Raw genomic sequence first — 24,486 nt, 5'->3', positions numbered from 1 at the left:
AATGCGGCATGATGCTCCGGCTTCAATTCAATAACCGTGTTGCACTCAGCTCCTGCAACCGCCAGTCGTAATCGCGACGGAAGCTTTTAGACTTAACCATCTTCCTGAAAGGCTCGATCTGGGCCAGCAGAGCCCCAACCGCATTTGAGAACGGCCGATCAAACAGTGGCCTGTTCTTGAATGTGCCTGTAGGTGCCCGCTTCGGCCGCTTGCGGAACGATTCAGGTATGGCTGCAGGGTGCAGATAAGCAAGGATGCTATTGAGCCGATACGCCATCTCAGGATGCACATCCAGGTGAGCTGTGCCCACCTTGAACGCCTTCACCCGAAATGCGCCGGCGTCCGCTTCGATCCACTCTCCAGACGCCGCGCGTGCGGTCTGCAGTAGTCGTCCCGTTGAAGATCGGCAGGGATCGTCGCGACCCATGAATTTCGCGATCACCATCCGCAGGTCGTGGATATACCCCTCGCGATCATGCGACGTGCTTCCCCACTCGTTGAACACGCCACTCATGATCATGCGCTTGGAGAATCCCTCTGGAACATTCGTTACGTGCTGACGCGATAGTCCCTTGAATATTCCATCTACCCGCTCAGCCAAGAACTCGGCTCTCCGAGCCTGCAAAGAAGTTATCGTGCTCCGAAGATTGTCGATATTAAAATCCGGCATATCACGTTCTGGGTTCTGGCCCTTTACATAATTATGGTCACGCCAGGCGTTCAGGATTTCATTCCACTGATTACGGCGCTCCTGCGGCATATAGTCCATCAGGTCTGTTTCCCGCAGCGCTTTATCCCAGTATGTGGCTTCCAGCTCAAACAGGGCGCCTTGGAGTTGGAAAATCTCGGAGAACGAGGTTGTGTGGCGAAGACTTGCCGAGTGGCCATACTTGTCTTTACTGTTCCCATTGAAAAAGTAGTGCATAACACCCGAGACATTCTCTTGGGTGTAGATAGCATGCACGTCCAATATCTTTTTCTTGGTTGTCTCATAAGCAGAGACAAGGGAGGAGAATCGGTCGAAAGCGACCGGAGCATAGAACGTGTCTATAATATCGGCAGGGATTACTTCTGGCTCTGTTGCGGGTATGTTGCTCAACATGGTCATCACCTATAAGGAAATGACCAAATTGTCCCGCGTAACCTTAAATACCCAAATCAGCGCTGCCTAACCTTCGGGCTCTGCAATGATATCGTTCATGTCTTGCTCAAGATCCTCAGGAGGAAAACTCCCGCTCTGGAACTGGAGCGTCATTTGATCGAGCAACCTAAAGTTGAATTTAATTGCCTTAACTGTCCGATGCTCTTTTATTAACTCGTAGTCCAGTTCCATGCTGCATTTATTGCGCAGCTCTTTAACTGAAGCATCGATAACACGACTGCGCAGATTACTAAAGCGCTCATAGGCCTCGCCGAGCTGAAGGCGCCGGCGCAGCTCCTCAACTGTGATGTAAAGCCATCCTTTCGACTTGTACTGCATCAACATCTCAAAGAGTCGAAAGCTATAGGTTGATTCGATGCCGGAAACACGCCAAAGGTCGTAGGACGTGTAATGGCCGATCAGCCTGGAGAGATATGGCTTAACGGTCGTGGAGAAAAGAAGCTCTACCCGGCCTTCGCCTTTGACATAGGTGCAGCGCTCGACCCAGCGGACCTCGTGGATCGCCCGGCCTTTGCCAGTCCCGGTGATGGAGGTGATCTTGGCGTTGAACAGCTGCTTGGCGGCGTCCTGGAGCTGGGTGTAGGCATCGCTCTTGTTGACCGTGTACCGGCTCATGAAGTCGTGCGCGGTGACTACGATCCCGTTGGGCATGGGCTTGCGCGAATCGATCTTGGCAATGGCCAGCAAGATCAGCCGCTGCTCAGCCACGGACAAGCGATAGGACGCGCCCACCAGATCGTTGTGCTTGGAGACAACGTGAGGCGAAATCATCGTTTCATTGCTGGTGTCGCTGTCTGGCTCAGTGGCGACGCTATCAGTCGTGATGATGTCTCCCATGCCTCAATCCCGGTCAAAAGTCATTCAGGGTGTTGAGCATAAAGGCCTTTCCCGGAAACCCCAACCGACCATCCTGCAGATATCTCGCACCGTGCCGGCAGGTGATGGAATCTGTAGTCATGACAGCTTGATGCGGGTGATCTTCTCGACCTGGAATCTGTAGGCATGAGGATTTCCTGAGGTCATTTCAGCATGGAATCTGTAGTCATAAGGCCACGCCGCCCTGGTTGGGAACATGGAATTTGTAGTCATGAGGCGTTCCGATCCGCTCGTTTCGCATGGAATCTGTAGTCATGACGCCGAGAGAGGGAGGTTTTCCACCTGGAATCTGTAGTCATGAAGCATGGAATTTGTAGTCATGAGGGCTCCAAAGCCTGGCTTACGACATGGAATCTGTAGTCATGAGCCCGTTCGGAGCGCTGCTTAACATGGAATTTGTAGTCATTAGGCCGCACCCATCGGCCGATCTGCGGCTCAAAATCGTGACATTGATCATGCTCACAGCATGGAATTTGTAGCTGTGAGGCCAGCGGGACAATCGGAAGTAGCTCAAGGTTCCGATAAAAGGAAAACTGGTTGCAGATCAATGATTTAGCGGCCTTCAGAGGTGCCGGAAGCTTAAACCTACAACAAATGCGTAAGATTGAGCCTTACAAATTGGTTGTTTTGTTGTAGCCCTGACTTCGCCCCTTCATCCCGCGTTCTCACCTGCCTGTGGATAGCGCATGGAATCTGTAGCACGAAGCATGGAATCCGTAGTCATGAGGAATGGAATCTGTAGGCATGAGACATGGAATCTGTAGTCATGAAGGTGGGAATCTGTAGTCATGACCCTTCTGAAACCCGCATGGTAGAAGGGCTGGAGCGTTCCGATAAAGCTTTTAAAAACAAGCCATAAAACAAGAAAAAAAGATTTAAAAGGGCAGGTGGTTGTGGACAAGGCGGGATCGAGCCCCGGCCTGGGACCTGATCCCACGACTCCCACCTCCTGCGAACCAACTTTGCCAGCTAGCAGCGACAGGGCATCCCTACCAGGGGAAGAGCGGACCTGGCAGCTCAGCACCTCAGATCAGGCAACTTTGACATCCTCCCCCACCTTCGCAGCTGCTCAGGAAGGGGATTCCTTTTCAGGCGTTAAGCCGATTGCTCGGCCAACAGGTTCCTGCTGCTGACGGCCTTACCGCGCCGTTCACTTCACAGGCTAACCGGGCCAAGTCCGGCCCTTCGTTGCTCAGTAGAGCTTCGCTCCGGCGAAGCACGTTGATTGCGCCCACCACATCCGCGTTTTGCGCATAGCCACACTGAACGCACAGGAACTGCGCCTGTGTCTTGCGATTGTCCGGGCTGACATCATCACAGATCGGGCAAGTTCGGCTGGTATTGCGGGCGGGCACCGCGATCAGCCAACCACCATTCCAGGCCAGCTTGTAGTCGAGCTGGCGACGGAACTCGAACCATCCCTGATCCAGGATCGCTTTGTTCAGGCCCGACTTGGCCTTCACGTTGCGTCCTGGTTGCTCAGCCGTGCCGGCTGCCGATGCACTCATGTTGCTGACCTTCAAGTCTTCGATACAGACCATCGCGTGGTTTTTGCTGATGGTTGTGGAAGCCTTGTGCAGATAGTCACGGCGCACGTTGGCGATGCGGTGATGGATGTGTTGGACGCGGGCTTTTGCCCGTTTCCAGTTGCTGCTGAATAATGCTGCTTTGCATGCGGGTTCCCAGCGAAATCAGAATTCCAGCCCCAAGCAGAGTCGGGCGGTCAGAACAGCGCCAACTGACCGCACATCGGAGCGATATCAATCCACGTTTCGCCGTCAACCTTGAAGCCGAAGGCCATTAGTGCGGCAGCGCAAGCTTCACCGGACACAAACCCAGCCGCTTCGGAGGACTTCGCGGTTGCCAACAGCACCTGACCGCAGACATGTGACGGGAAGACACCGACATACATCATGTGTCCGCCATACGCCTGCCAGCTCGCCACGTATGGCCGCTGCCCACTAACACGCTCAATCGTCATCTCGATGCTTCCTTGTTCGGCAGTCGGATCAGATCCACACGGTTAGGATCTTCCCCGCCATCCGGGAAAAACAGGTTGAACTCAACGATGGCGGTGATCCCTTCCGAGCGCAGCTGGACAGTGGTCTGCCAATGGTCCGTTTGTTCACCGGACCAAGGCGCAACCTCGACCACCTCTTTTCCTTGGAAGCATCCCCGCAGTACAAGGGAGGCGGCACTGGTACGCCGCCCGAGCAAATGAAATCGTTCAAGAGCCACTGGCACTACCACTCGTAGGTCTTCAGGCCATCAACGGCATCCCAGTCCCGATCCAGCCGCACCCAGCCATCGAGCGCCTGACGCTTGAGCCACTGGCGAATATCGGCGGCACACTGCGGCACCTCTGTTTCCAGCCCCTCTTGCTCCAAGAAGCGGATGAACATGCCCGCTCCGTAATTGGCGACGATGGCCCAGCTACAGGCGTCCGGCTTATCACTCAGCGCTTGAGCAGTAGGCTGGTCCAGGTGCGCAGTCGAGATAACGGGCATCGCCATCATGTCGAACCGGCCTTCAGTGATACGGACGCGGTGAGAGTGATCTTCGAGAGTGGCGGGAGTGTCACCAGTGACCAGGCCCTTGCCAGTGATATCGCAAACGACCTGCTCAAGATTGGCGTACAACTCGCCTCGTTGCATGGCGATCCCAGTGGCCTCCTCATCACCACCATTCGGGTTGACGGTGCCGCTGAAGATCAATGAAAAGTTGAGGGGTTGCATACGGGTGTCCTCGCTGTTTGGATTGCTTCCAGGCTATCGCTGAGCCAAAGAAACCCAAGCTGAGCCGGCGCGCCTTTGCTTAGCTACCGGCAGCGAGGGCCGTACATGCCTACAAAACCCAGAAGAAAATTCCTCCTGGAACCGGTGCTATGCAGGCCGCTCACTCGGGTTCTTGATCAAGTGCTCGAACAGCACGCGCGCGGAAAAACCTTCCAGTTCGGCGGGTGTAATGGGGGAGGGGTGAGGTGTTGCACCTGGCTTCAAAATGCGGGTGCCCTGAGCGGTATGCCAATCGAAAACCATGAAGTGCAGCGAGAGCCCACCTTGAAGCCTTGGCAAAGCCTTGAGCGTTTGGGTATGGCTGGCATACAGAGCCAAAGCCAGAGCCAGATCACGAGAAGATGTCCGATCCCGCTTTTCTGGGCGCAACGTATCGTAATGGGCCAAGGCGCCTGCGAGGACATCAACAGGGCTCAGGCCGGCAGCATGTTTCAGCATTTCGCCCGAGCACATAGCGCGATACCCCTCGGGTGTCAGCTGAGCCACCAGACGCGAGCCCTGCGGAATGCTGTAGGAATAGAGCCAGAAGCCTCCCGAGGACGTAACATCTTCCTGACCGGCGTCAAGCACCCACCCAGCGCTCTCAATTTGGGCCGCAAATTTGCGACCGCGTGCTTTTCCAACCTCGTCCATTAGCGACTCCGCTGTGATTATTTGCGGGGCCAATCCCCGCCAGAACAGGCTTGCATGGAGCCGTCGAAACCCAAGGCGAGCAATCACTGGAATTCCCAGGGGAAAAACTCGTTTCAGGATTCAGGGTGTCGCACTAGAATACTGTCCATATGTACAGTATTGGTTTCGCATCATGATCCAGCTCTCTGCCAAGCTCTCGCCCAATGCCTCTAGTCAACCACTCCCCCTGGCTGGGCCTGTGAGCTGCGGGTTCCCCTCGCCAGCGGCCGACTACGCGGTACCGGATCTATCGCTCGATGAGCTGGTGGGTATCAGGCCGACCGGCTCGATTTTCCTCTTTCGCGCGTCAGGAGACTCGATGCTCGGGACCGGCATCCGCGACGGCGACATCCTGGTGGTGGATAAGGCGAAGGAGGCCAAGGTCGGCGATGTAGTGCTGGCCATCATCGGATGCGAGTTCACCGTCAAGGAGCTGGCCAAGGATGAACAAGGCAATTTCTCCCTCGTGGCCACGAACCCGGCGTATCCGCCGATTGTGCTGGGCGAGGCAGAAACCTTGGAGGTTTGGGGCGTGTGCATCTGGGTGCTGCGCCAGATGGGCGCCGCCAGATGAGTTGCGGGGTGTTAGGTTTATGCTGGATTATGCAAAAATGAATAATTATCCAGAATCGCATAAAGGTGCATATTCATGACCACCAAGGATCGTCTGCACTTCCCCCGGCACGCGCTGGCCGAGTCCATTTTGCTGGGCTTCGAGAACAACATCCAGACTGCCACGACCATTTTCGCTCCGCGTCGAAAAGGCAAGACCACGTTCGTGCGCAACGATCTCATTCCGATGGCCAGAGACAAGGGGTTTCTTGTTGCGACCGCTGACCTATGGCTGGACAAGGATCACCCGGAGCGAGTTATCGCGCGGGCATTGCAGGAGGCCATTCATGGCACCGGCTTTGTCCGGCGCACCTTGCTACGGTTTACGAGGCCCGGTCAGGTGATCAGTGGCGTGAACGCCGGTGCCGGGGCGGACGGAGTATCCATTGGCCTCGATCTGGCGGACGACGCGGGGCTTGTCCTGCCCGAGCTGTTCGAACGATTCAGCCAGCTCGGCAAAGGCAAGGCGCTGCTGATCATCGACGAGGTTCAGCACCTCGCCACGCGCAAGGAATTCGAGACGTTCACCGCCACGCTGCGCACGCTACTGCAGGGCGCGCAAGGTAAGGTCTATGCCGTGTTTACCGGCTCTTCTCAGCATGGTCTGGCGCGCATGTTCCGGCGCAGCAAAGCCCCTTTCTACCAGTACGGTTCGGAGGTCAGTTTCCCGGAGCTGGGTATGGAATTCGCGCAGCACCTTGCCGCCTTGTATTTCGAGGCCACCGGCCGAACCTGGGAAGCTGCCGAGGCGTTCTCGTTGTACGTGCGGCGCGGAATGATGCCCAAGCATTTGCGCGAGATTTACAACCTGAGCCTGACGCAGAACCTGCCCGTAGTTGAGGCGGATAAAATCGTCTGGGCTTCCATGCTCGACGAAGGCCAGTTCGCCACCCTGATCGAGAGCTTGGCTCCGCTGGATCAGGCATTGCTTGTGGGCATTCTCACTGGGGAATCCTTGTTCTCGGCTGAATACCGCAAGAGGCTCGGTGATGAACTCCCCAGCGGAATAGCGCCTACGACGACTCAGGTGCAGTCAGCGCTCAAACGCCTGCAGCGAGCCGAACTGATCGGTAACCTCGACCACGGCAGTTGGAGCATTGAGGACGGCGCCTTGCAAAGCTACCTGCGGCGGGTTTTGCTGGACGATGATCAGGACTGACCCCGCTGGCTGGCTGCCATGACTATCGCCTTGATCGACGCGAACGCCTTCTACTGCTCGGCGCAGATCCTGTTCGAGCCGTGGCTGCGTGACTCTGCGGTGGTGGTCGCCAGCAACGGGGATGGATGTGTGGTCAGTCGTAATGACCCGGCCAAGGCGCTCGGCATAAAAATGGGCCAGCCGGTATTCGAGCTGCGCGACCTCGAAGCCCGAAATCAGGTGAAGATTTTCTCCTCGAACTACTCGCTCTACCAATCGCTCAGCAATCGCATGATGGCCATCCTGGAGGAGCATTCGCCTCGAATCTCCCCGTACTCAATCGACGAATGTTTTTCGTGGCTCGATGGTATTGCCGACCCGGAGGCCTGGGGCCGGCAGGCGCAGGCACAAGTGATGCGGCGCATTGGCTTGCCGGTGGGTGTTGGCATCGGCCCCACCAAGACGCTCGCCAAGCTGGCCAACTGGGCGGCGAAGAGATGGAAGGCCAAGACGGGATGCGTGGTGCTGCTGACCGACCCTTCGCGACAGGAAAAGCTACTCCGCTATGCGCCGGTTGGAGAGGTTTGGGGGATTGGCCGGAGGTTGAGCGCGAGACTTGAATCGGAGCTGAGCATCAAGACCGCCTGGCAGCTGGCCAACGCCGATCCGAAGCTACTGCGCCGCTACTTCAGCGTCAACGTCGAGCGTACCGCGCGCGAGCTGTGCGGTATCCCATGTTTTCCCTTTGGCGACACAGGGCCGGAGCGCAAGCAGCAGATCATCAGCTCACGGACATTCGGGGAGAAGATTTACCGCTTGGAATCCCTGCGTAGCGCCGTGGCGCATTACACCTCGGTTGCTGCTGCCAAGCTGCGCGCCCAGGGGAGTTTGGCAAACTGCATTCAGGTCTTCGCTCAAAGCAGTGCCTTTGCCCCCGGCGAGCGCTTCAGCGGAACGCGGATCATGGCGCTGCCGTACCCGACCGATGACACACGCGATCTGGTTGCAGCAGCGCAGCAAGGGCTCGGCGCGATGTTTCGTGAAGGTGTGGCTTATGCCAAGGCCGGTGTGATCCTAAGTCAGTTCGTCGAGCGGGGTGCCATCACCGGCGACCTCTTCGCACCGGCGCCGCGCAGCGGAAGCAAGGCTGTCATGCAGGTGATGGATGCGATCAATGCCAGACAGGGCAGGGGAGCTATTCGCCTCGGCAGCGATCATGAGGGCGGCGGATGGGTGATGCGGCAGAGGCTTCTGAGCCCGTCCTACACCACCTCCTGGCAGGAATTACCCCAAGCGCGCTGCTGAGGGCGCCTAGCCCTGCTCACCGTTCTTTGCTGGCTTCTTCTCAGCGCGAAGCTCCTTCAGCTCTTCCTTCAGCTCGCTCAAGCTGCCCCTGGCGGTTTCCAGTTCTCTGCTGGTGGACTCAAGCCGCGCCTGCACGGCCTGCAGAGTGATTTGGGCCTGGTGGGCATCGCCATTGGCACGGGCGGCTGCCTCCTGAGCTGCTGCCTGCTGCTGGCGTGCCTCACGCTCGCGCTCTTCTGCTGCCGACACACGCTGGATAGCGGCATCGAGCTTGGCGGCGGCGACTGCCGCTTGTTGCTCTGCCGACTGCTTACCGGACAGTGCCTCGTCGAGCGCGGTGCGGAGCCGTTCCACTTCCCCTTCCAGGCGAGGCATGGATTCGAGCCGCAGTTCGGCGCGGGCCAGGGCGTGCTGCGCCGTCTCTGCCACTTCTCGCTCACGGTTTGCCCTGGTGTCGGCTGCCTCCACCTCTTCCTCGGCTTCACTGCGCACGCGCTCGATTTCCTCGCGGATCTCGCTGATGGTCCCTGCCTGCTGCTCGACCTTGGCGCGGGCTTCGTCCAGGGCGCGGAGGGTCGTGGCCAGCTGCTCGGCCAGCTCGCTGTTTTCCTGCTGGCACAGTGTCAGGGTGTCCTCGGCCTCGTTTGCGCGCTCATCGGCGCGAACAGCGGCTTCGCCGGCTGCTGCGCGGACTTGCTCGGCAATGAGCTGGACGATGCGAGGGTCCAGCTGGATCTCCGGCGCCGCCACTGAAGGCTTGCGTGCACGCCAGCTGGCGAGCAGTGGGGTGATCTGGTTTGGGGAGCCCCCACCAAGGTGATCGCGCACGGAGCGCACAGAGACGCGGTTGCCTGAGGCCTCAAGGGCATCTGCTGCAGCGAAAACCCTATCCGGTGTGATGTTGGCCATGGTGTGCTCCGAAACGTAATAACAGATAACGAATAACATGATACCACATAACGTTATCTATGCCGTGATTTTATGAGGTGATGAAACACAGCCGTGCTACTGCAGGGCGGGTTGCTGATCTGGCTTTGCTCGTGCACTTATCGCAGACGCGTATGCGGGGCCGGCGTGGGGCGAGCCCAGTGCTCAGGTAGGCGCCGCAGATCTCGCGAATTGCCGATACAGCCCATAGAGGTGCCCGTCGCGCCGGGGACCAGCCGTGGGCAGCGAACCCGAGAAATGGTGTGCCGGCACTCCTCAGCCGGCCGGGCTTGGGTTTCCCAGAAGCGGTGTTCTCCTGATGTCAGCACTTCAGGGAGGCACCATGCAGCTCAGGGCTTACCAGAACGATCTGGTTTCAGATTTGCGCGAGGGAATCCGCCAGCAATTCCTCGTGCAGATGCTCATGAGCCCTACCGGCTCGGGCAAGACCGAGGTCGCGAAATACGTCATCGCCAATGCGGCGGCAAAGCAGAACAAGGTCTGGTTCATAGTCGATAGCGTCAAACTGCTTGATCAGACGCTTGCGCGCTTCCACGCCGATGGCATATATGCCGGCGCTATTCAGTCGAATCACCCGTGCACCGACTACTCGAAAGTGGTTCAGGTGGCAACGGTTCAGTCACTCGGGCCGCGCCTGGACTGGTTGCTGCGAACTCAGCCGCCCAAGCTGGTGGTGATCGATGAGGCGCACGTCCTGTTCAAGGCGCATCAGGATCTGATCCAGTGGTGCCGCAAGAACAAGGTGCCGGTGATCGGATTGAGCGCGACGCCGTTCAAGCGGGGGCTCGGCAAAATCTATGACCGTCTGGTCAATCGCATCAGCACTAAGCAGCTGACAGACCAAGGCTTCCTAGTCCCTGCCGAGTGTTACGCCCCGCATGTGCCTGACCTGAAAGGTGTAGGAACATCGACTGGCGGTGACTGGGCTGAAGATGAGCTAGCCCGCGTCATGGGCGGCGCCGATATCCTCGGGGATGTCGTAAGCCACTGGAAGCAGCTGGGCGAGAACCGGCAAACACTGGTCTTTGCCTGCAATGTCCATCACGCCAAGCAACTTGCCGAGTCGTTCTTCAATGCGGGCGTAATGGCCGCGCACATCGACGGATACATGCACTCTGACGAATCCGACGAGATTATTCGGCTCTACAAGTCTGGCAAGATTAAGGTGCTGGTTTCAGTCGGGATGCTAGCCAAAGGGTTCGACGACCCCCGGACCTCGTGCATCGTGATCGCCCGCCCGACCAAGAGCCTGATGTTGCACTACCAGATCCTGGGACGGGTTTTGCGGATATTCGAAGGCAAGACCAACGGCATCATCATCGATCATGCGGGGAATCTTCTGCGTAACGGGCTCCCCACTGACCCGCTACCAGACCGGCTCGACATGGGTGACGGTGACCCGGTAGATCGGGCCAAGCCGGATAACAACCCTGACAAGGAAGCTAAGACCAAGCCGTGCCCAACCTGCAGCTATGTGATGACCGGCTTGATCTGTCCCCGCTGCGGGTTCGAGATCAAGATCGACGCCGGCGTGGAGGTAGCAGCTGGCGTTCTGGTTAAATTGGCAGACCGCAAGACCAAGCTGGCCCCGAACACGAAGCAACACGCTTACGCAGAGCTGCTGGGGTATGCCCAGATGAAAGGCAAAAGTCCCATGTGGGCGCAAGGCGCCTATCAGGCGTTCATGGCTGAGCCAATCCAGCGCGAGTGGGTGAACACGGTTGCGTCGGTGCCGCCAGGCGAGCCGATGCAGCAATGGGTCAAGGGCTACAACGTAAGGCGTGCGAAGAGTAAGCGGCGCGCATGAGGGCCTTGGGATTTTCCCTACCAGGGGCAAGCTATCTGCAGTCAATCGGCATCAAGGAAATTGCTGTGCACTGCTACCAGAAGCGACTCACTGCTTACGCACTTCTAATGGCAACACTCACTGGTTGCGCCAACCACGCTGCGCCGAGCAGCGTGCCGACCACCCAAGCGGCGCGAGATGCCGTCACCACACCCGCTCGGCCGATCCCGGTCTAGGGTGCGTGCCGAGATAAGGGAAAATTTCACTCACTTCCTCTCTAACCTTTTGATCCATAGGTGAATTCTACGCTCGAATACATTGGGCGTGCCGACATGCGCTACCCTCGTCACACCGAGGCGAACTCGGATCGCGTTCATGTGGCGATATTGCTGGAACCACTTGTATTCCGCGAGTTTCACCTTGCTACGCTGACCCAACTCTCCGCGAATGAAATCCACCAGTTGATCAGGTACGTCGGTGATATCAGGAAAATACCGGAGCACCTGAAAGGTCTTGAGGAGAACGGCGAGATTGAGGTGAAAAGGGGCCTTGGACTTGCTTCGTACCCATTTAATCTCATCATCTGAGAACGAAAAATCTCGCTGCAGCTCAGCTTTTGAATACGCCTTTGGCAGAGTGGGATACGCCGTACGCTCTAATGAAGCCATAGGAACTCCTTTTCTGAGGAGTCAGAAAAGATAGTCCACGATCAGAGGCTGTGCGGTCTATTTGGTAAATTCTCTTGGCATCAACACGTTACGAGCGAAGTGAGTGAATTTTCCCTTCATCTCGGCATGACCCGCGGTACGAATCGTCTGCAAAACCGAATCCGGTACATCGCAGTCAACGGGGCCGCCGCATCCCTGATCGCATACGGAGCCGACTTTCTTGCCTTGAAAATAGACGGATGCGCTCCACGCTTCGCCGTCTCTGGACTGGCAGGAGCGAAGGTTCTTGAGTTGGACTCCGGCGGCTTTGGCGGTTTGCAGGCTGATGAGCATCGGTGCGGTCATTTGAGGTCGCGGTGAGTGATGTTTCGACAGTACCGGGGCCTCGGGGAATCCCAAGCGCGGCAGAGCAGGGGCATCTCCGGCATCTCCCAGCATTGCCCCAACGCCTTCGGCATTCCAATCCAGGGAGATCTTTTGCAATGGGTTCTGATGAAGGACCAGGAGCGAAGGACTTGTTTCCCTACACGCTATGGCGTTGGTGTTTATCGGATGTCCTTGTTCCACAGCTTGTCCATGGGAACAGCAAAAGCATTGGGTAGGTCTGCCAGCGGGAGGGTGTTGGTGCCGGTGTAAAGCAGGATGCCCCCCTGCCAGCTGGGCCCGGCCTGCTCAGCCAGACGCGCCAGGCCGCGGCCGTCCTTGCTCTGCACCGAAGCGGCCTTTTTCACTTCCACGCCCCACAGGCGGTCGTCTTGTTCGATGACCAGATCCACTTCGAGCTGGTCCTTGTCGCGGTAGTGGGAGAAGCGCAGTTCGTTGTCGACCCAGCCGGCCTGGCAGATCAGTTGCTGGACGACGAAGCTCTCCAGCATGCCGCCAAAGGCATTGTCGGGCCGGGGCCAGTCGGCGGCTTTCAGGTTGGCCAAAGCGCAGCCCAGTCCGGAATCGACGATGTGGATTTTCGGTGCCTTGATCAGACGCTTGGCGGCGTTGCGATGCCAGGCGGGCAGCGTGCGGATCAGGAACAGGCGCTCCAGTACCGTCAGGTAGCGACCGATGGTGTCGCGCTGCAGGCCGATGTCCTGTGCCAGGTTGCTGACGTTGATCAGGTTGCCGGTACGCAGGGCGATGAGCTGTAGCAGGCGCAGCAGCTCGTCACCGTCACGGATGTTGGCGATGTCTTGCACGTCACGCTGGATAATGGCGTTGAGGTACTGACGGAACCACTGCCGGGCACGCGGCTCTGTCCGCGTGTTGGGCTCTGGATAACCGCCCCTCACAACAGCCTCGGCCACTCCGGCAACGGGCGGTTGCAAGCCGCTGATTGCCGGCCTGAGCTGGCCGGACAGCAGGGATTCGAGCAGGGAGTGGCGGCCGTGACGCTTTTCCTGCTCGGACAGCGGGTTGAGGTAGATCACTTCCATCCGGCCAGCCAGCGATTCCTGCACGCCGGGCAACAGCAGCAGGTTGGCCGAGCCGGTGAGGATGAAGCGCCCAGGGCGCCGGTCGTTGTCTACCGACAGTTTGATGACGGGCAACAGTTCGGGCACCCGCTGCACCTCATCGAGGATCACCTGCTCAGGGAGACCGGCGACGAAGCCCACCGGGTCATAGCGGGCGGCCGCAAGCAGCGTAGCGTCGTCGAAGGAGACATAGGTACGCTCCGGCTGCAGCAGGCGGGCCAAGGTGGTCTTGCCGACCTGTCGCGGCCCAAGAATGCAGACGACTGGGGTATCGCTGAGGGCATCCAGTACCTGCTGCCGCAGGTATCGCGGGTGATGTGGGGTGGTCACGGGGCTACCTGGCGGGGGTAATGACTTAAGGGCCGGCAGAGCGCTGCCGCACTCCGTCCAACTGCATCATAACTGACCGACTAATTGCCTGATAGATATCCGTCTATTTGCATGATATGTCTCCGTCTAATATCATGCTGATCGAGCGCATCAGCGGATGCGGATACGGTTCTCCTGCTGGATAGCTGCCTCCAACTCAGACGTCAGCGCGGCGCCGCTCAACCGGCTGCTGGAGGGTGTCGAGAACAGGGGTGGGTCGAACAGGTGCATGGCCAAGCTCCTTGCTTGAGAACGCCGTAATGCCAGTACCTTCAAGGTACGCCAGGGGCGGGAAATCCCAAGAAACGTGCCAAGGCCATGGCCATGGCCAGCAGACCAAGCGATGAAATCCGTTTACCTACCATGATGCGTCCTTTGTGACGTAAGTGTTGTTGAGCATCTCAAGTGCTCTGCATCAGATCGTGGCGCCGCTTGCGGGCCAACGGTCGGATTCGGTTTGCTGCAGGCCTCATCGGACCTGTAGCGGAAAAGTTTGTATTCAGCACGGTTCAAGCAGGCACGACGGCTGGTTGTCTCCCAGCGATCTTCGCCATATACGCATCGCCGCATCGCTGTCCTCAGCCGTCACCTCCGCTATGACGCGGCGATTGAGCAGGTACTGCTTGTTTTCGGCAGCAGAGCCAGGCCATGCAGCGACCACGCTGGTGTAATTGCTCGAAACGATCGTGAACCGCTGCCTTGTCATGCTCTGGCGCTCGCAAATTGGCTGTGGAAACTCATCAGATCGCCTGTCCAAACAGCGCCAGGTTTGCTGTTTTCCCCGTGGTAGACGTTGAAGCTCTCGCCTTTTTTGATACCGAACGGGACACAGACGCGGCGCAAGTCGGCGTAGCCTTCAACATCGAAGTCCTGGAAGCCATGCGCCGCATCAATTAGGCGATCGGAGACGATGCTGTTGGGCGTTTTCTGGCTCATGAGCGGGGTCGCGGAGGGTTTGTTTCCCTACACGCTATTGTCTCCCGCCTAAATCCCAAGCAGGTGGTGATTCTCGAACAGATTCCGGCGGCAATTCGCATCAAGCGACCCGCATCGGCCGTTACCATCGTGGTCTACGAGGGGAAGCCCATCGGGCTCGGTGGTGATGCCCGGACGAGGAGAAACGCATGCTCAACTGCCGATACCCGGTCCTGGTTTCAGGGAAAAGGTTTTCACCTGAATTTCAGACCGAACCCGACTTTGCCAAAGGCTGGAAGTCAGTCCTTGAGAAAGCCTATGGCGACCATACGGTCTGCCTCTGCCCGGGCAAGGGGTCGCGCAAGCTCGCGATCAAGCGCCGCGACGAGAGCGATGATTTCCACTTGGCCCGCTTCGCCGGTACCGGCTGCCAGCACGCCAACGACTGCCGGTACTACGCGCCTGCGCCAGACCGATCCGGAATGCAGGGTTACGAGCCGGGCGTGGTGGAAGAGGGTGATTACGGCAGCCTGCGGATTCGGCTGGCACGGGGTATCCGTATGCAGGACGCCAGCCCGCCGGCCGAAGAAGCCACCGATGCTCTGGCTCCGACTCGCCCTGGGGTGAGCAAGCCGGCGATGACGCTGCTGGGCCTGTTGCATCTGCTCTGGTCGGAATCGAGGCTGACAACCTGGTATCCGGCCATGGAGGGCAAGCGCACTGCCGGGATCGTGAACCATGTCCTGCGTGAAACGGCGGTGCGGATCTTGGCCAGTCGGCTGAAGCTCAGCGAAGTGATGATGCTGGCCGCCTCGAAGGACAGCCGCGAGTCATCACGCAACCAGGGCACCGCGCTGAACCCCTCGACCCGTGGCCTGCGTCTGATCGCGGTATCGCCGTTGGCCCGGTACAACCCCGAGCGCCATGAAGGCGTGCTCGTCAAATTGCCCATCTCCGGCCCGTTCGGCATGCCAATGCTCAATCTGCCACCGGCTACCTGGAGCACAGCGGCCAAGCGTTTCGAGCGGGAGATTTCTGCCTGGAAGCGCGACAGCCGTGTCATCGCCATTGCCCAGATCGCCCCCCGCCAGGGAAATGCGACGACGGCCGATGTCATCGAGCTGGCCCTGATGGTGGTGAGCGAACGATGGATTCCGCTGGATTCGGACTACGAAGCGGTCATCGAGCAGCGTTTGCACGATCAAGGCCGCAGCTTCGACAAACCCTTACGCTACGACGCCGATGAGAGCTTTATCAAAGACGGCAACAAGAACCGTCTTCGCGAGCAGGACATCCACAAGATCGTCGATGCCTGCACCCAGCAACGCGAGCTACCCAAGTTCTCGCGGCTGGTGCCGCTGGCCGAAATCGAGGCCAACGATTTCAACCTGAATATCCCGCGCTATATCGACACCAGCGCAGCGGAAGACCTGCAAGATATCGACGCCCACCTGCACGGTGGCATCCCCGAGCGCGATGTGGATGCCCTACAAGCTTACTGGGAAGTGATGCCCAACCTGCGCAGCGCACTGTTCGCCCCGCAGCGCCCCGGCTACCTGCAACTCAAGGTGCCGCAGACCGAGATCAAGTCCAGCATCTTTGCCCACCCTGAGTTCACCGCCTTTAACCAGACCATCAGTGGTCTGTTCGATGCCTGGCGTACCGAACACCGCCCACGCCTGCAAGGCATCGCCATCGGCGACCGACCCAAGACGCTACTCAATACCCTGGCTGAAGATCTGCTGCATCGCTTCGAGGCCGCGCCGCTGCTGGATGCCTACGATGTTTACCAGCACTTACAGGACTACTGGTACGCCACCTTGCAGGATGACGTGTACCAACTGGTGATCGATGGCTGGCAGCCGCTGATCACCAGCGGCCCGAACAAAGATGAACCCAATACCGACCTGCTGCCACCCGATCTAATTGTGCGCCGCTACTACACCGCCGAGGCTGCCGCCATCACCGAGCTGGAAGCAAAGCGCGACGCCATTAGCCGCGAGCTGGAAGAGCTAGACGAAGAGCAGGGCGGTGAAGACGGCCCACTGGCCGAAGGAAAAAACGACAAGGGCAAGCTCACAGCCGCCAGCGTTAAAGCCCGCCACAAGGCTATCAAGCACGACCTCCATGCTGACGAGGAGCGCCAGGCCCTGGAGCAATGCCTAACGCTGATCGAGCGCGAAGCCGAGGCCAGCAACAGTCATGCTCAATCCATGTTCTCGAACCCTACGGTTAAGCCAACAAAGAACGTCACCCACGTCCACAACATCAGTCTGCGGTTCCGTAGATTCTCGTCGGTATGTTTGCAACAGACCTATCGCCCGGTCCTTGATCAATTCGTTGGTTTGCATCAGTCCTCCAGGTCGTCAGGTACGGTGTGTAGGTGGCTTGGAATCTGGTCTGGGTTTCAGGGATTCATGGCGTCGGAAAAGACTGATCCAGGGGGCGAATCATCCCCGGTGTCGAGGCGGGCACGGCGTTTGGTGTATCACCCCAAACACCCTACCCGTAATAGTCTCGCACTGATTTTTAAGCGTTCACCATGTGATACACAGCAGGCGTTCAGCATGTGATACAGCGTACCCGTTCATCATGTGATACAGCAATTCAATACCGTGTGAATTTGTAGCCTTAGAGGGCTATTTCAGCGTGTGGTGTGGCTGCCGGCGTGGATGCTTCGCCCGGTTGGGATAGACAAGAGAAATGACGCTACTTGTGGGATGCAAATAAAGTTTCATCCTAACGGGAACGATTTGCTGGGCTGGCTGGGAAGCTCACTGCCCGACCTGTACCTAAAGTCTCATCCTAATGCCTCGCAGCGGCCTTCAAATGGTCGGAAAACCCCGGAGCCATGCGAATAAAGTGTCATCCTTACCTGAAATCGTAAGTCGTTGATTTCTATTGTGATCTTGCTAATTTCCTCCCTGATTGCGGCCTTGCAGGCCGCAATCATTGGGGGTTCCAGGGGCGGACAAGGCCAGAACCCGATTGCTCGGGATGACACTTTATTTCTAAGGATGAAACTTTATTTGCATCCCACACTACTGGGTGCTTGCGCACTGCGCCTTTTCATCAGGCGGGGGATGTGACGGCTGTTTTGTAGGGCCGGGTCTAGTGCTCAGCAAAAGGTGCGAGCACCAAGGCCTGAGCGTCTGATGTGTTTGCTGTGAGGCAGTCACTGCCAGTCGCTGCCAGTCAATATCGGTGTATCACATGCTGAACGCCTTTTTATGGAGTGCTGGCTGATGGCAGTAGATGGCAGCCACTGCCAGCTGCTGCCAGCTGCTGCCAGTCAATATCGGTGTATCACATGCTGAACGCCTTTTTATGGAGTGCTGGCTGATGGCAGCCACTGCCAGCTGCTGCCAGCTGCTGCCAGCTGCTGCCAATATAGATTGCGGATTACGCATCCAGCGATGCTCACCAGGCTGGCGACGGAGAACAAGCTGGAGAGCTACCTGAAGAATCAGCAGGAGAGCTTGTCGGGCGAGGCCCGCAAGCTGGAGAAGGAGTGGCGCAGCAAGAACCCACTGCCGGTGGCGGCGAACTACCTGCAGCGGGCGAGCTGGCAGAACCACAGCAAGCAGTCGGCGCGGGAGATTCTGATCGAGGAACTGACCAAGAGCCTGAGCGTGCTGGCGCAAGAGGACGAGTAGGGCAAAGCTCAGGCCCGCTGATTGACCTTGCGGGTCATCTGCAGGCGCGGGTTACAACCGAGGAAGGACTTTGGGAGATTGCTGGGGCACCGAAAGGCTGGCTGCTGATGAATGCAGCGCGCCCCATCATGGGCACCAAGACGGCAGCAAATGGACCATTCCTTGCCGGGCGCTTTTACGCTGCCATTGATCCTGCCGATGAGCGCGCCGCGAGCTATGTCGAAACCAATCGCAGCCTGGATGCCCATGTGGTTGTGCAGCTAACCCAGGATGAACAGGTCGATCTGATTCTCTGGCAGGACGATTACGAGAGCAAGTACCGGGAAGAGTTTGAGGGGCAGGAGCTTTTCGATGTTCTGCGCGGGCGAGTCAGTGAGCTAAATAGCCTGACATTCGCTGGCCTGCAGGCGCTGCGTGAGGCCGTGTCCGAGGCTGCGATGAATGCAGCTGCTGGTACTGATACAGAAGCACTGGCGCACATGGTAATGATCGCTGCCTGCGTGCTGAACGCAGTAACCGAGCAACAGGCAACACCGCAGCAAGCGCAATTCCGTAGAAGATCCACCACGATTGCACAGTGACAGACAGTGATGACGAACCGGTCGAACCGGCATGTGTGAAGGCTTACAACGTCGAAGGCCCACTGTATGACAAGGCCGCTAATCCGATCAGCCACACATGAGCGACTACTTCATCAAGGCTCGAAGTGACGAATCACTTCATCCAGAAGCCGGATATACGGTAGCAGTCGTACTTGGGTTCAGAAGCACTGGTTTTTACTGGCAAACCGGGAGGAGTCCATATACGACGATGCGGGGCGTAACATCGCGAACGACCTTACCCCCGCCTGTCGAGTCGATAAAGAGAGTCGCTTGATTGTTCACAGAAAGCAGAACGCCCCGCATGCGGGGCGTTCTGTCTGTTTGCCGATAGACTTAGCCGACGGAAAGTCCCGCCTGCTGCACCACCTCCAGCAACGGTTGCGGATAAACACCCAGCAGGAACACCAATACAGCGATGACCAGCAGCATGATCCCCCCCGCGCGCTGGCCCCAGTCGAACGGCGCATCGTGGCGATGCAGTCCGGGTTCGAGCAGGAACAGGGTGACCATCACCCGCAGGTAGTAGTACAGGCCGATGGCGCTGCCGATGATCAGTGTGCCCAGCAGCCACCACAGCTGCGACTGAACCCCGCTGGCGACCACGTAGAACTTGCCGATAAAGCCCGCTGTCAGCGGGATGCCGGCCAGCGACAGCATCATCGTCGCGAGTACCGCCGTCAGGTAGGGACGGCGCCAGAACAGTCCCCGGTATTCATACAGCGCATCCGCATCGCGGCCCTTGAAGGGACTGGACATCAGGCTGATCACGCCGAAGGCGCCGAGGCTGGTCAGCACGTAAGCCGCCAGATAAACCCCGACGGCTTCCACCGCCAGACCATCGCTGGCGATCAGTGCCACCAGCAGGTAGCCGAAGTGGGCGATTGAGGAATAACCCAGCAGACGCTTGAGATTGTTCTGGTTCAGCGCCAGCAGGTTGCCGGCCAGGATCGAGACGATGGCGATCAGGCTCAGGGCATCGTCGAGCCAGCCGCCGCCGGTGGCCGGTGACAGCTGGTAGAGCCGCAACAGCACCACGAATACCGCGACCTTGCTGGCGGTGGCGAGGAAGGCGGCCACTGGTGCGGGGGCGCCTTCGTAGACATCCGGGGTCCACAGGTGGAAGGGCACCAGCGACAGCTTGAAGCCCAGGCCGACCAGCATCATGCCGATCCCGGCCTGCACCAGCACCGATGAGCCCTGGGTGGCCAGGCTGGCGCCGATTTCGCTGAATATCAGGCTGCCGGATTCGGCATAGAGCAGGGCGATGCCGAACAGCAGGAAGGCGCTGCCGGCAGCGGACAGCACCATGTACTTGATGCCGGCTTCCAGTGAGCGCCGATTGAAGAAGGCATAGGCCACCAGCCCGTAGACCGGCACCGAGAGCAGTTCCAGACCGATGAACAGGCTGGCCAGATGCTGCGCGCTGACCAGCACCAGGCCACCGGCTGCTGACAGCAGCATCAGCAGGTACAGTTCTTCGCGATTGCCAGGGAAGCCATTGCCCGTCGAGCTCTCGCCCAGGTAGACGTGGGCCAGGGTGACGCAGGCCAGAGTCGCGATCAGGATCAGCGCCGTATAGAAGTAGGCGAAGTTGTCCAGCCGCAGCAGCGCGGTGACGTCGAGGCCGCCGGGCTGGTGCGCCAGTGGAATCGACAGCAGTGCGAGAATCAGGCCGATGGCGCTGAGGATGAAACTCTGCTCGTGATTGCGCCGCCAGGCGATCGCCAGCATCACCACGATGGCGGTGGTGCAGAGGATCAGCAGCGGCAGCAGGGCGATGAAGTGTTGTTGAGTGAATTCCATGGTGCGACTACCGGACTGAGGCGAATGGGGAGAGGGCGGCGCCGATCCACTGCTGCACGCCGCTCATGGTCGCCAGCGAGGTGTCGAACACCGGCTGCGGGTAGACGCCGAGCAGAACCAGCAGCAGTGCCAGCAGCAGGATCATGCCGACTTCGCGGGCATCCAGCCCTTTCAGTGCACCTTCGACTCGGTGCGGTCCGAAGTGGGCGCGGTGGACCATGATCAGTGAGTAGACCGAGGAGAACACCAGGCCGAAGGTGGCGACCACCACGACCCATGGCCAGTTGGCGAAGGCGCCGAACAGCACCACGAACTCGCCGACGAAGTTGCCGGTGCCCGGCAGCCCGAGGGAGGCGGCGGCGAAGAACAGGCTCAGTGCCGGCAGCCAGGGCAGGCACGACCAGAGCCCGCCCATTTCGCGCATGTCACGGGTATGCAGGCGTTCGTAGAGCTGGCCGCAGAGGATGAACAGCCCGGCGGCGGAGATGCCGTGGGCGATCATCAGCACCACCGCGCCCTGCAGGGCCAGTTCGCTGCCGGCGTAGATGCCGATCAGCACGAAGCCCATGTGCGAGATGCTCGAATAGGCCACCAGGCGCTTGATGTCGGTCTGGGCGAAGGCCAGGAGGGCGCCGTAGAAAATGCCGATCAGGCCCAGCGCCATGGCAATCGGCGCGAATTCCGCCGAGGCGTTGGGAAACAGCGGCAGGGCGAAGCGAATCATGCCGTAGGCCGCGGTTTTCAGCAGGATCCCGGCCAGGTCGACCGAGCCGGCAGTGGGCGCCTGGGCGTGGGCGTCCGGCAGCCAGGAGTGCAGCGGCACGATGGGGAATTTCACCGCGAAGGCGATGAAGAAACCCAGCATCAGCAGCCACTCGATGGCTGGGTCCAGCTGTGCGTTGAGCAGCAGTTCGTAGTCGAAGGTCAGCACGCCGGTGTTGTGGTAGTTCACCAGCACCAGGGCGAGAATCGCCACCAGCATGATCAGACCGCTGGCCTGGGTGTAGATGAAGAACTTGGTGGCGGCATTGATCCGTGAGCGCTTGCCTTCGCTGGAACTGTGACCCCAGAGCGCGATGAGGAAGTACATCGGCACCAGCATCATTTCCCAGAAGAAGAAGAACAGGAACAGGTCCAGGGCGAGAAACACCCCGACCACGCCGCCGAGAATCCACATCAGGTTGAGGTGGAAGAAGCCGACATGGCGCTGGATTTCCTTCCACGAGCAGAGCACCGAGATTACGCCGAGCAGGCCGGTGAGCAGGATCATCAGCAGCGACAGGCCATCGAGCGCCAGGTGCAGGTTGATGCCGAAGCGCTCGATCCAGACGTGCTTGAACTCCATGGCCCAGATTGAAGCCGCGTCGGGCGAGGGCGCCAGACTGTAGTCGCCGGTGCTCCACAGCCAGAGGCCCAGGCCGAGCAGCAGGCTCATGGTGAACAGGGCGATCCAGCGCGGCAGGGTCTGGTCGAAATGCTCGACGATCCAGCAGAGCAAGCCGCCGATGAAGGGAATCAGGATTAGCCAGGGCAGAATCACGATATCGAATCCTTGGGCAAGTCAGAGCAGAACGACGCCGAGCAACAGCACGGCTCCGCCAACGATGGACAGGGCGTACCAGCGCAACTGGCCGGTTTCGCTGCGGCTCAGCAGGACATGACTGCCCCGTGCAGTGCGTGGAATCAGGCCGATGCCGGCGTCGATGGGGTCACGGGCGAGCAGCCGGCAGATCAGCAGGTAGGGCTGCACGAAGAGCTTGTCGTAGACCCAGTCGAAGCCCCAGGCAGCGAACCACCAGGCGCTCAGCAGACGCCCCGGCGCACTCTGCGCGATGCTCGTGACCAGGCTGCGCTTGCCAAGGAACAGCAGCGCGGCGAGCAGGATACCGGCCACGGCGATGGCGCCGGAGAATATCTCCAGGCCGATTCTGCCGTCGCCACCGGCATGGCCGACGCTTTGCGGCAGCACGCTGGCCAGCGGCGGCACGATCAGCGCGCCGATAAAGGTGGAGAGGACGATCAGCACCACCAGCGGCAGGTTGTGGGCGAGGCCACGACCGGCATGGGCTTCGGTCTTCGCCTCGCCGTGGAAGGCGATGAAGATCAGTCGGAAGGTGTACAGCGAGGTCAGGAAGGCACCGATCAGGCCCGCATAGAGCAGGCCGCTGTGACCGCTGGCGAAGGCTTCCCAGAGGATTTCATCCTTGGAATAGAAGCCGGCGGTGATCAGCGGCAGCGCCGCCAGGGCCGCACCACCGACGATGAAGCTGGCGTAGGCCAGCGGCAACTTCTTCCACAGGCCACCCATCCTGAAGATGTTCTGCTCGTGGTGGCAGGCGTGGATCACCGAGCCGGAGGCGAGGAACAGCAGGGCCTTGAAGAAGGCATGGGTCATCAGGTGGAAGATCGCCGCGTCCCAGGCGCCCACGCCCAGGGCCAGGAACATATAGCCGATCTGGCTCATGGTCGAGTAGGCGAGGATGCGCTTGATGTCGGTCTGCACCAGCGCGGCGCAGCCAGCCAGCACCAGGGTTACGCCACCGACGATACCGACCAGTTCATGCACATCCGGTGCGAGCAGAAACAGGCCGTGGGTACGGGCGATGAGGTAGACACCGGCAGTGACCATGGTCGCGGCGTGGATCAGCGCCGAGACCGGCGTCGGACCGGCCATGGCGTCGGCCAGCCAGGTCTGCAGTGGCAACTGGGCCGACTTGCCCACCGCGCCGCCGAGCAACGCCAGGGTCGCCAGGGTGATCCACAGATCGCCTTCGGCGAACTTCTGCGGCGCCAGGGTCAGCAGTTCCTGGATATTCAGGGTGCCGAGCTGGACGAACAGAATGAACAGGCCGAAAGCCATCAGCACATCGCCGACGCGGGTGACGATAAAGGCCTTGAGCGCGGCATTGCCGTTCTTGCGTTCCTTGAAATAGAAGCCGATCAGCAGATAGGAACACAGGCCCACGCCTTCCCAGCCGAAGTACAGCAACAGCAGGTTGTCGCCCAGTACCAGCAGAACCATGCTGAAGATGAACAGGTTGGTGTAGGCGAAGAAGCGCGAATAGCCTTCCTCGCCACGCATGTACCAGCTGGCGAACAGGTGGATCAGAAAACCGACGCCGGTGACCACGCCGAGCATGGTCAGCGACAGGCCATCCAGATGCAGGCCGAAATCAGCCTGGAAGCCGGACACGTTCAGCCACTGCCAGAGCACCTGGGTGTAGACGCCGCCTTCCGGTGGCGCGGTATTGAACTGCCAGATGATCCAGGCGCTGGTCAGCGCCGACAGACCGATGGAACCCACGCCGATGGTCGCGGCAAGGTTTTCCGACAGGCGTCCGCGCGAGAAGGCCAACAGCAGATAGCCCAGCAGCGGAAAGACGAAGGTGAGCAGTAGTAGGTTCATCCGTGCATCTCGCTTGCGGCATCGACATCGAGGGTGTTGAAGCGGCGGTACAGCTGCAACAGGATCGCCAGGCCGATGGCGGCTTCGGCGGCGGCCAGGGTGATCACCAGGATGAACATGACCTGCCCATCAGGCTGGCCCCAGCGGCTGCCGGCGACGACGAAGGCCAGGCCGGCGGAATTCATCATGATTTCCAGGCTCATCAGCATGAACAGGATGTTGCGCCGCACCATCAGGCCGACCAGGCCCAGACTGAACAGCAGGGCGGCGACGGCCAGGCCGTGTTCGAGGGGAATGGCGTGCATGG

The 24,486-nt window shown here is 59.3% G+C and carries 21 protein-coding genes and 2 pseudogenes; 7 read left to right on the top strand and 16 right to left on the bottom strand.

The genetic code is table 11. The features are described 5' to 3' along the window. Positions 1 to 22: 22 nt before the first annotated feature. From HZR81_RS19385 to HZR81_RS19355, 7 genes and pseudogenes are all read right to left on the bottom strand, one after another. Entirely contained in the window at positions 23 to 1,102 is a 1,080-nt protein-coding gene (locus HZR81_RS19385) for a DUF4942 domain-containing protein (RefSeq protein WP_500129010.1), read from the bottom strand. Between the two features lie 66 nt (positions 1,103 to 1,168). Then, the gene (locus HZR81_RS19380) at positions 1,169 to 1,999 is read right to left on the bottom strand and encodes a replication initiation protein (RefSeq protein WP_500129009.1); all 831 of its coding nucleotides are present in this window, start codon (positions 1,997 to 1,999) and stop codon (positions 1,169 to 1,171) included. Between the two features lie 1,127 nt (positions 2,000 to 3,126). Continuing rightward, positions 3,127 to 3,696, bottom strand: a pseudogene (locus HZR81_RS19375) (RNA-guided endonuclease InsQ/TnpB family protein); the annotation flags it as partial. A 65-nt stretch (positions 3,697 to 3,761) separates the two neighbouring features. Beyond that, on the bottom strand, positions 3,762 to 4,019 hold the full coding sequence (locus HZR81_RS19370) for a hypothetical protein (RefSeq protein ID WP_040137962.1): 258 nt from the start codon (positions 4,017 to 4,019) through the stop codon (positions 3,762 to 3,764). Then, positions 4,016 to 4,276, bottom strand: a complete 261-nt coding sequence (locus tag HZR81_RS19365; RefSeq protein WP_500129008.1) for a hypothetical protein — start codon at positions 4,274 to 4,276, stop codon at positions 4,016 to 4,018. Before HZR81_RS19365 ends, HZR81_RS19370 begins: the two co-directional genes overlap by 4 nt. A gap of 5 nt (positions 4,277 to 4,281) precedes the next feature. Further along, positions 4,282 to 4,773, bottom strand: coding sequence for a DUF5983 family protein (locus HZR81_RS19360; protein ID WP_500129007.1), 492 nt, complete (start codon positions 4,771 to 4,773; stop codon positions 4,282 to 4,284). A gap of 147 nt (positions 4,774 to 4,920) precedes the next feature. Then, entirely contained in the window at positions 4,921 to 5,466 is a 546-nt protein-coding gene (locus HZR81_RS19355) for a hypothetical protein (protein WP_500129006.1), read from the bottom strand. 172 nt (positions 5,467 to 5,638) lie between these two features. Here HZR81_RS19355 and HZR81_RS19350 point away from each other — a divergent pair, with 172 nt between their 5' ends. From HZR81_RS19350 to HZR81_RS19340, 3 genes are all read left to right on the top strand, one after another. Beyond that, the gene (locus tag HZR81_RS19350) at positions 5,639 to 6,079 is read left to right on the top strand and encodes a LexA family protein (protein WP_080695142.1); all 441 of its coding nucleotides are present in this window, start codon (positions 5,639 to 5,641) and stop codon (positions 6,077 to 6,079) included. A gap of 75 nt (positions 6,080 to 6,154) precedes the next feature. After that, the gene (locus HZR81_RS19345) at positions 6,155 to 7,276 is read left to right on the top strand and encodes an ATP-binding protein (protein WP_279647180.1); all 1,122 of its coding nucleotides are present in this window, start codon (positions 6,155 to 6,157) and stop codon (positions 7,274 to 7,276) included. A gap of 18 nt (positions 7,277 to 7,294) precedes the next feature. Next, on the top strand, positions 7,295 to 8,560 hold the full coding sequence (locus tag HZR81_RS19340) for a Y-family DNA polymerase (RefSeq protein ID WP_052816819.1): 1,266 nt from the start codon (positions 7,295 to 7,297) through the stop codon (positions 8,558 to 8,560). A gap of 6 nt (positions 8,561 to 8,566) precedes the next feature. Here HZR81_RS19340 and HZR81_RS19335 read toward each other — a convergent pair whose 3' ends face one another. Next, the gene (locus tag HZR81_RS19335; protein ID WP_019406702.1) at positions 8,567 to 9,469 is read right to left on the bottom strand and encodes a DNA-binding protein; all 903 of its coding nucleotides are present in this window, start codon (positions 9,467 to 9,469) and stop codon (positions 8,567 to 8,569) included. Between the two features lie 256 nt (positions 9,470 to 9,725). Here HZR81_RS19335 and HZR81_RS19330 point away from each other — a divergent pair, with 256 nt between their 5' ends. Further along, positions 9,726 to 11,315, top strand: a complete 1,590-nt coding sequence (locus HZR81_RS19330) for a DEAD/DEAH box helicase (RefSeq protein ID WP_500129005.1) — start codon at positions 9,726 to 9,728, stop codon at positions 11,313 to 11,315. A 323-nt stretch (positions 11,316 to 11,638) separates the two neighbouring features. On the opposite strand, the pseudogene HZR81_RS19325 reads toward HZR81_RS19330, so the two are convergent. The 4 genes and pseudogenes from HZR81_RS19325 to HZR81_RS19310 all read right to left on the bottom strand — a co-directional run. Then, positions 11,639 to 11,962 (bottom strand): annotated as a pseudogene (locus HZR81_RS19325) (DUF4158 domain-containing protein); the annotation flags it as partial. Positions 11,963 to 12,019: 57 nt separating this feature from the next. Further along, positions 12,020 to 12,445 carry a hypothetical protein gene (locus HZR81_RS19320; RefSeq protein WP_500129004.1) on the bottom strand — a complete coding sequence of 142 codons (426 nt, stop codon included), beginning with the start codon at positions 12,443 to 12,445 and terminating at the stop codon, positions 12,020 to 12,022. Between the two features lie 62 nt (positions 12,446 to 12,507). Then, on the bottom strand, positions 12,508 to 13,758 hold the full coding sequence (locus HZR81_RS19315; RefSeq protein WP_500129003.1) for an ATP-binding protein: 1,251 nt from the start codon (positions 13,756 to 13,758) through the stop codon (positions 12,508 to 12,510). A gap of 741 nt (positions 13,759 to 14,499) precedes the next feature. Further along, positions 14,500 to 14,733, bottom strand: coding sequence for a hypothetical protein (locus HZR81_RS19310; RefSeq protein ID WP_500129002.1), 234 nt, complete (start codon positions 14,731 to 14,733; stop codon positions 14,500 to 14,502). 188 nt (positions 14,734 to 14,921) lie between these two features. On the opposite strand from HZR81_RS19310, the gene HZR81_RS19305 reads away from it, so the two are divergent. The 3 genes from HZR81_RS19305 to HZR81_RS19295 all read left to right on the top strand — a co-directional run bounded on the left by HZR81_RS19305 (position 14,922) and on the right by HZR81_RS19295 (position 18,949). Further along, positions 14,922 to 17,285: a DUF1173 family protein gene (locus HZR81_RS19305; RefSeq protein WP_500129001.1), complete on the top strand. Its 2,364-nt coding sequence runs from the start codon at positions 14,922 to 14,924 to the stop codon at positions 17,283 to 17,285. Positions 17,286 to 18,128: 843 nt separating this feature from the next. Further along, positions 18,129 to 18,368 carry a hypothetical protein gene (locus HZR81_RS19300; RefSeq protein WP_500129000.1) on the top strand — a complete coding sequence of 80 codons (240 nt, stop codon included), beginning with the start codon at positions 18,129 to 18,131 and terminating at the stop codon, positions 18,366 to 18,368. Positions 18,369 to 18,475: 107 nt separating this feature from the next. Continuing rightward, positions 18,476 to 18,949, top strand: a complete 474-nt coding sequence (locus HZR81_RS19295) for a hypothetical protein (protein ID WP_500128999.1) — start codon at positions 18,476 to 18,478, stop codon at positions 18,947 to 18,949. Positions 18,950 to 19,303: 354 nt separating this feature from the next. On the opposite strand, the gene nuoN is transcribed toward HZR81_RS19295, so the two are convergent. From nuoN to nuoK, 4 genes are read right to left on the bottom strand one after another with little or no spacing between them, the layout of a single operon-like run. Beyond that, complete coding sequence (gene nuoN / locus HZR81_RS19290; RefSeq protein ID WP_500128998.1) at positions 19,304 to 20,773, bottom strand: NADH-quinone oxidoreductase subunit NuoN; 1,470 nt, start codon at positions 20,771 to 20,773, stop codon at positions 19,304 to 19,306. 7 nt (positions 20,774 to 20,780) lie between these two features. Continuing rightward, on the bottom strand, positions 20,781 to 22,313 hold the full coding sequence (gene nuoM, locus HZR81_RS19285) for an NADH-quinone oxidoreductase subunit M (protein ID WP_500128997.1): 1,533 nt from the start codon (positions 22,311 to 22,313) through the stop codon (positions 20,781 to 20,783). Positions 22,314 to 22,334: 21 nt separating this feature from the next. Then, positions 22,335 to 24,179, bottom strand: a complete 1,845-nt coding sequence (nuoL, locus tag HZR81_RS19280; RefSeq protein WP_500128996.1) for an NADH-quinone oxidoreductase subunit L — start codon at positions 24,177 to 24,179, stop codon at positions 22,335 to 22,337. Further along, positions 24,176 to 24,484 (bottom strand): NADH-quinone oxidoreductase subunit NuoK, encoded by a 309-nt coding sequence (gene nuoK, locus HZR81_RS19275; protein ID WP_500128995.1) that lies wholly within the window; start codon positions 24,482 to 24,484, stop codon positions 24,176 to 24,178. Before nuoK ends, nuoL begins: the two co-directional genes overlap by 4 nt. Positions 24,485 to 24,486: the final 2 nt, after the last annotated feature.

Origin of the sequence: Pseudomonas sp. LM13, from assembly GCF_041381355.1 — a bacterium.
Taxonomy (GTDB): domain Bacteria; phylum Pseudomonadota; class Gammaproteobacteria; order Pseudomonadales; family Pseudomonadaceae; genus Stutzerimonas; species Stutzerimonas frequens.
Note: the sequence above shows the minus strand (reverse complement) of the source record. Positions and strands in the feature narration are given on the sequence as shown.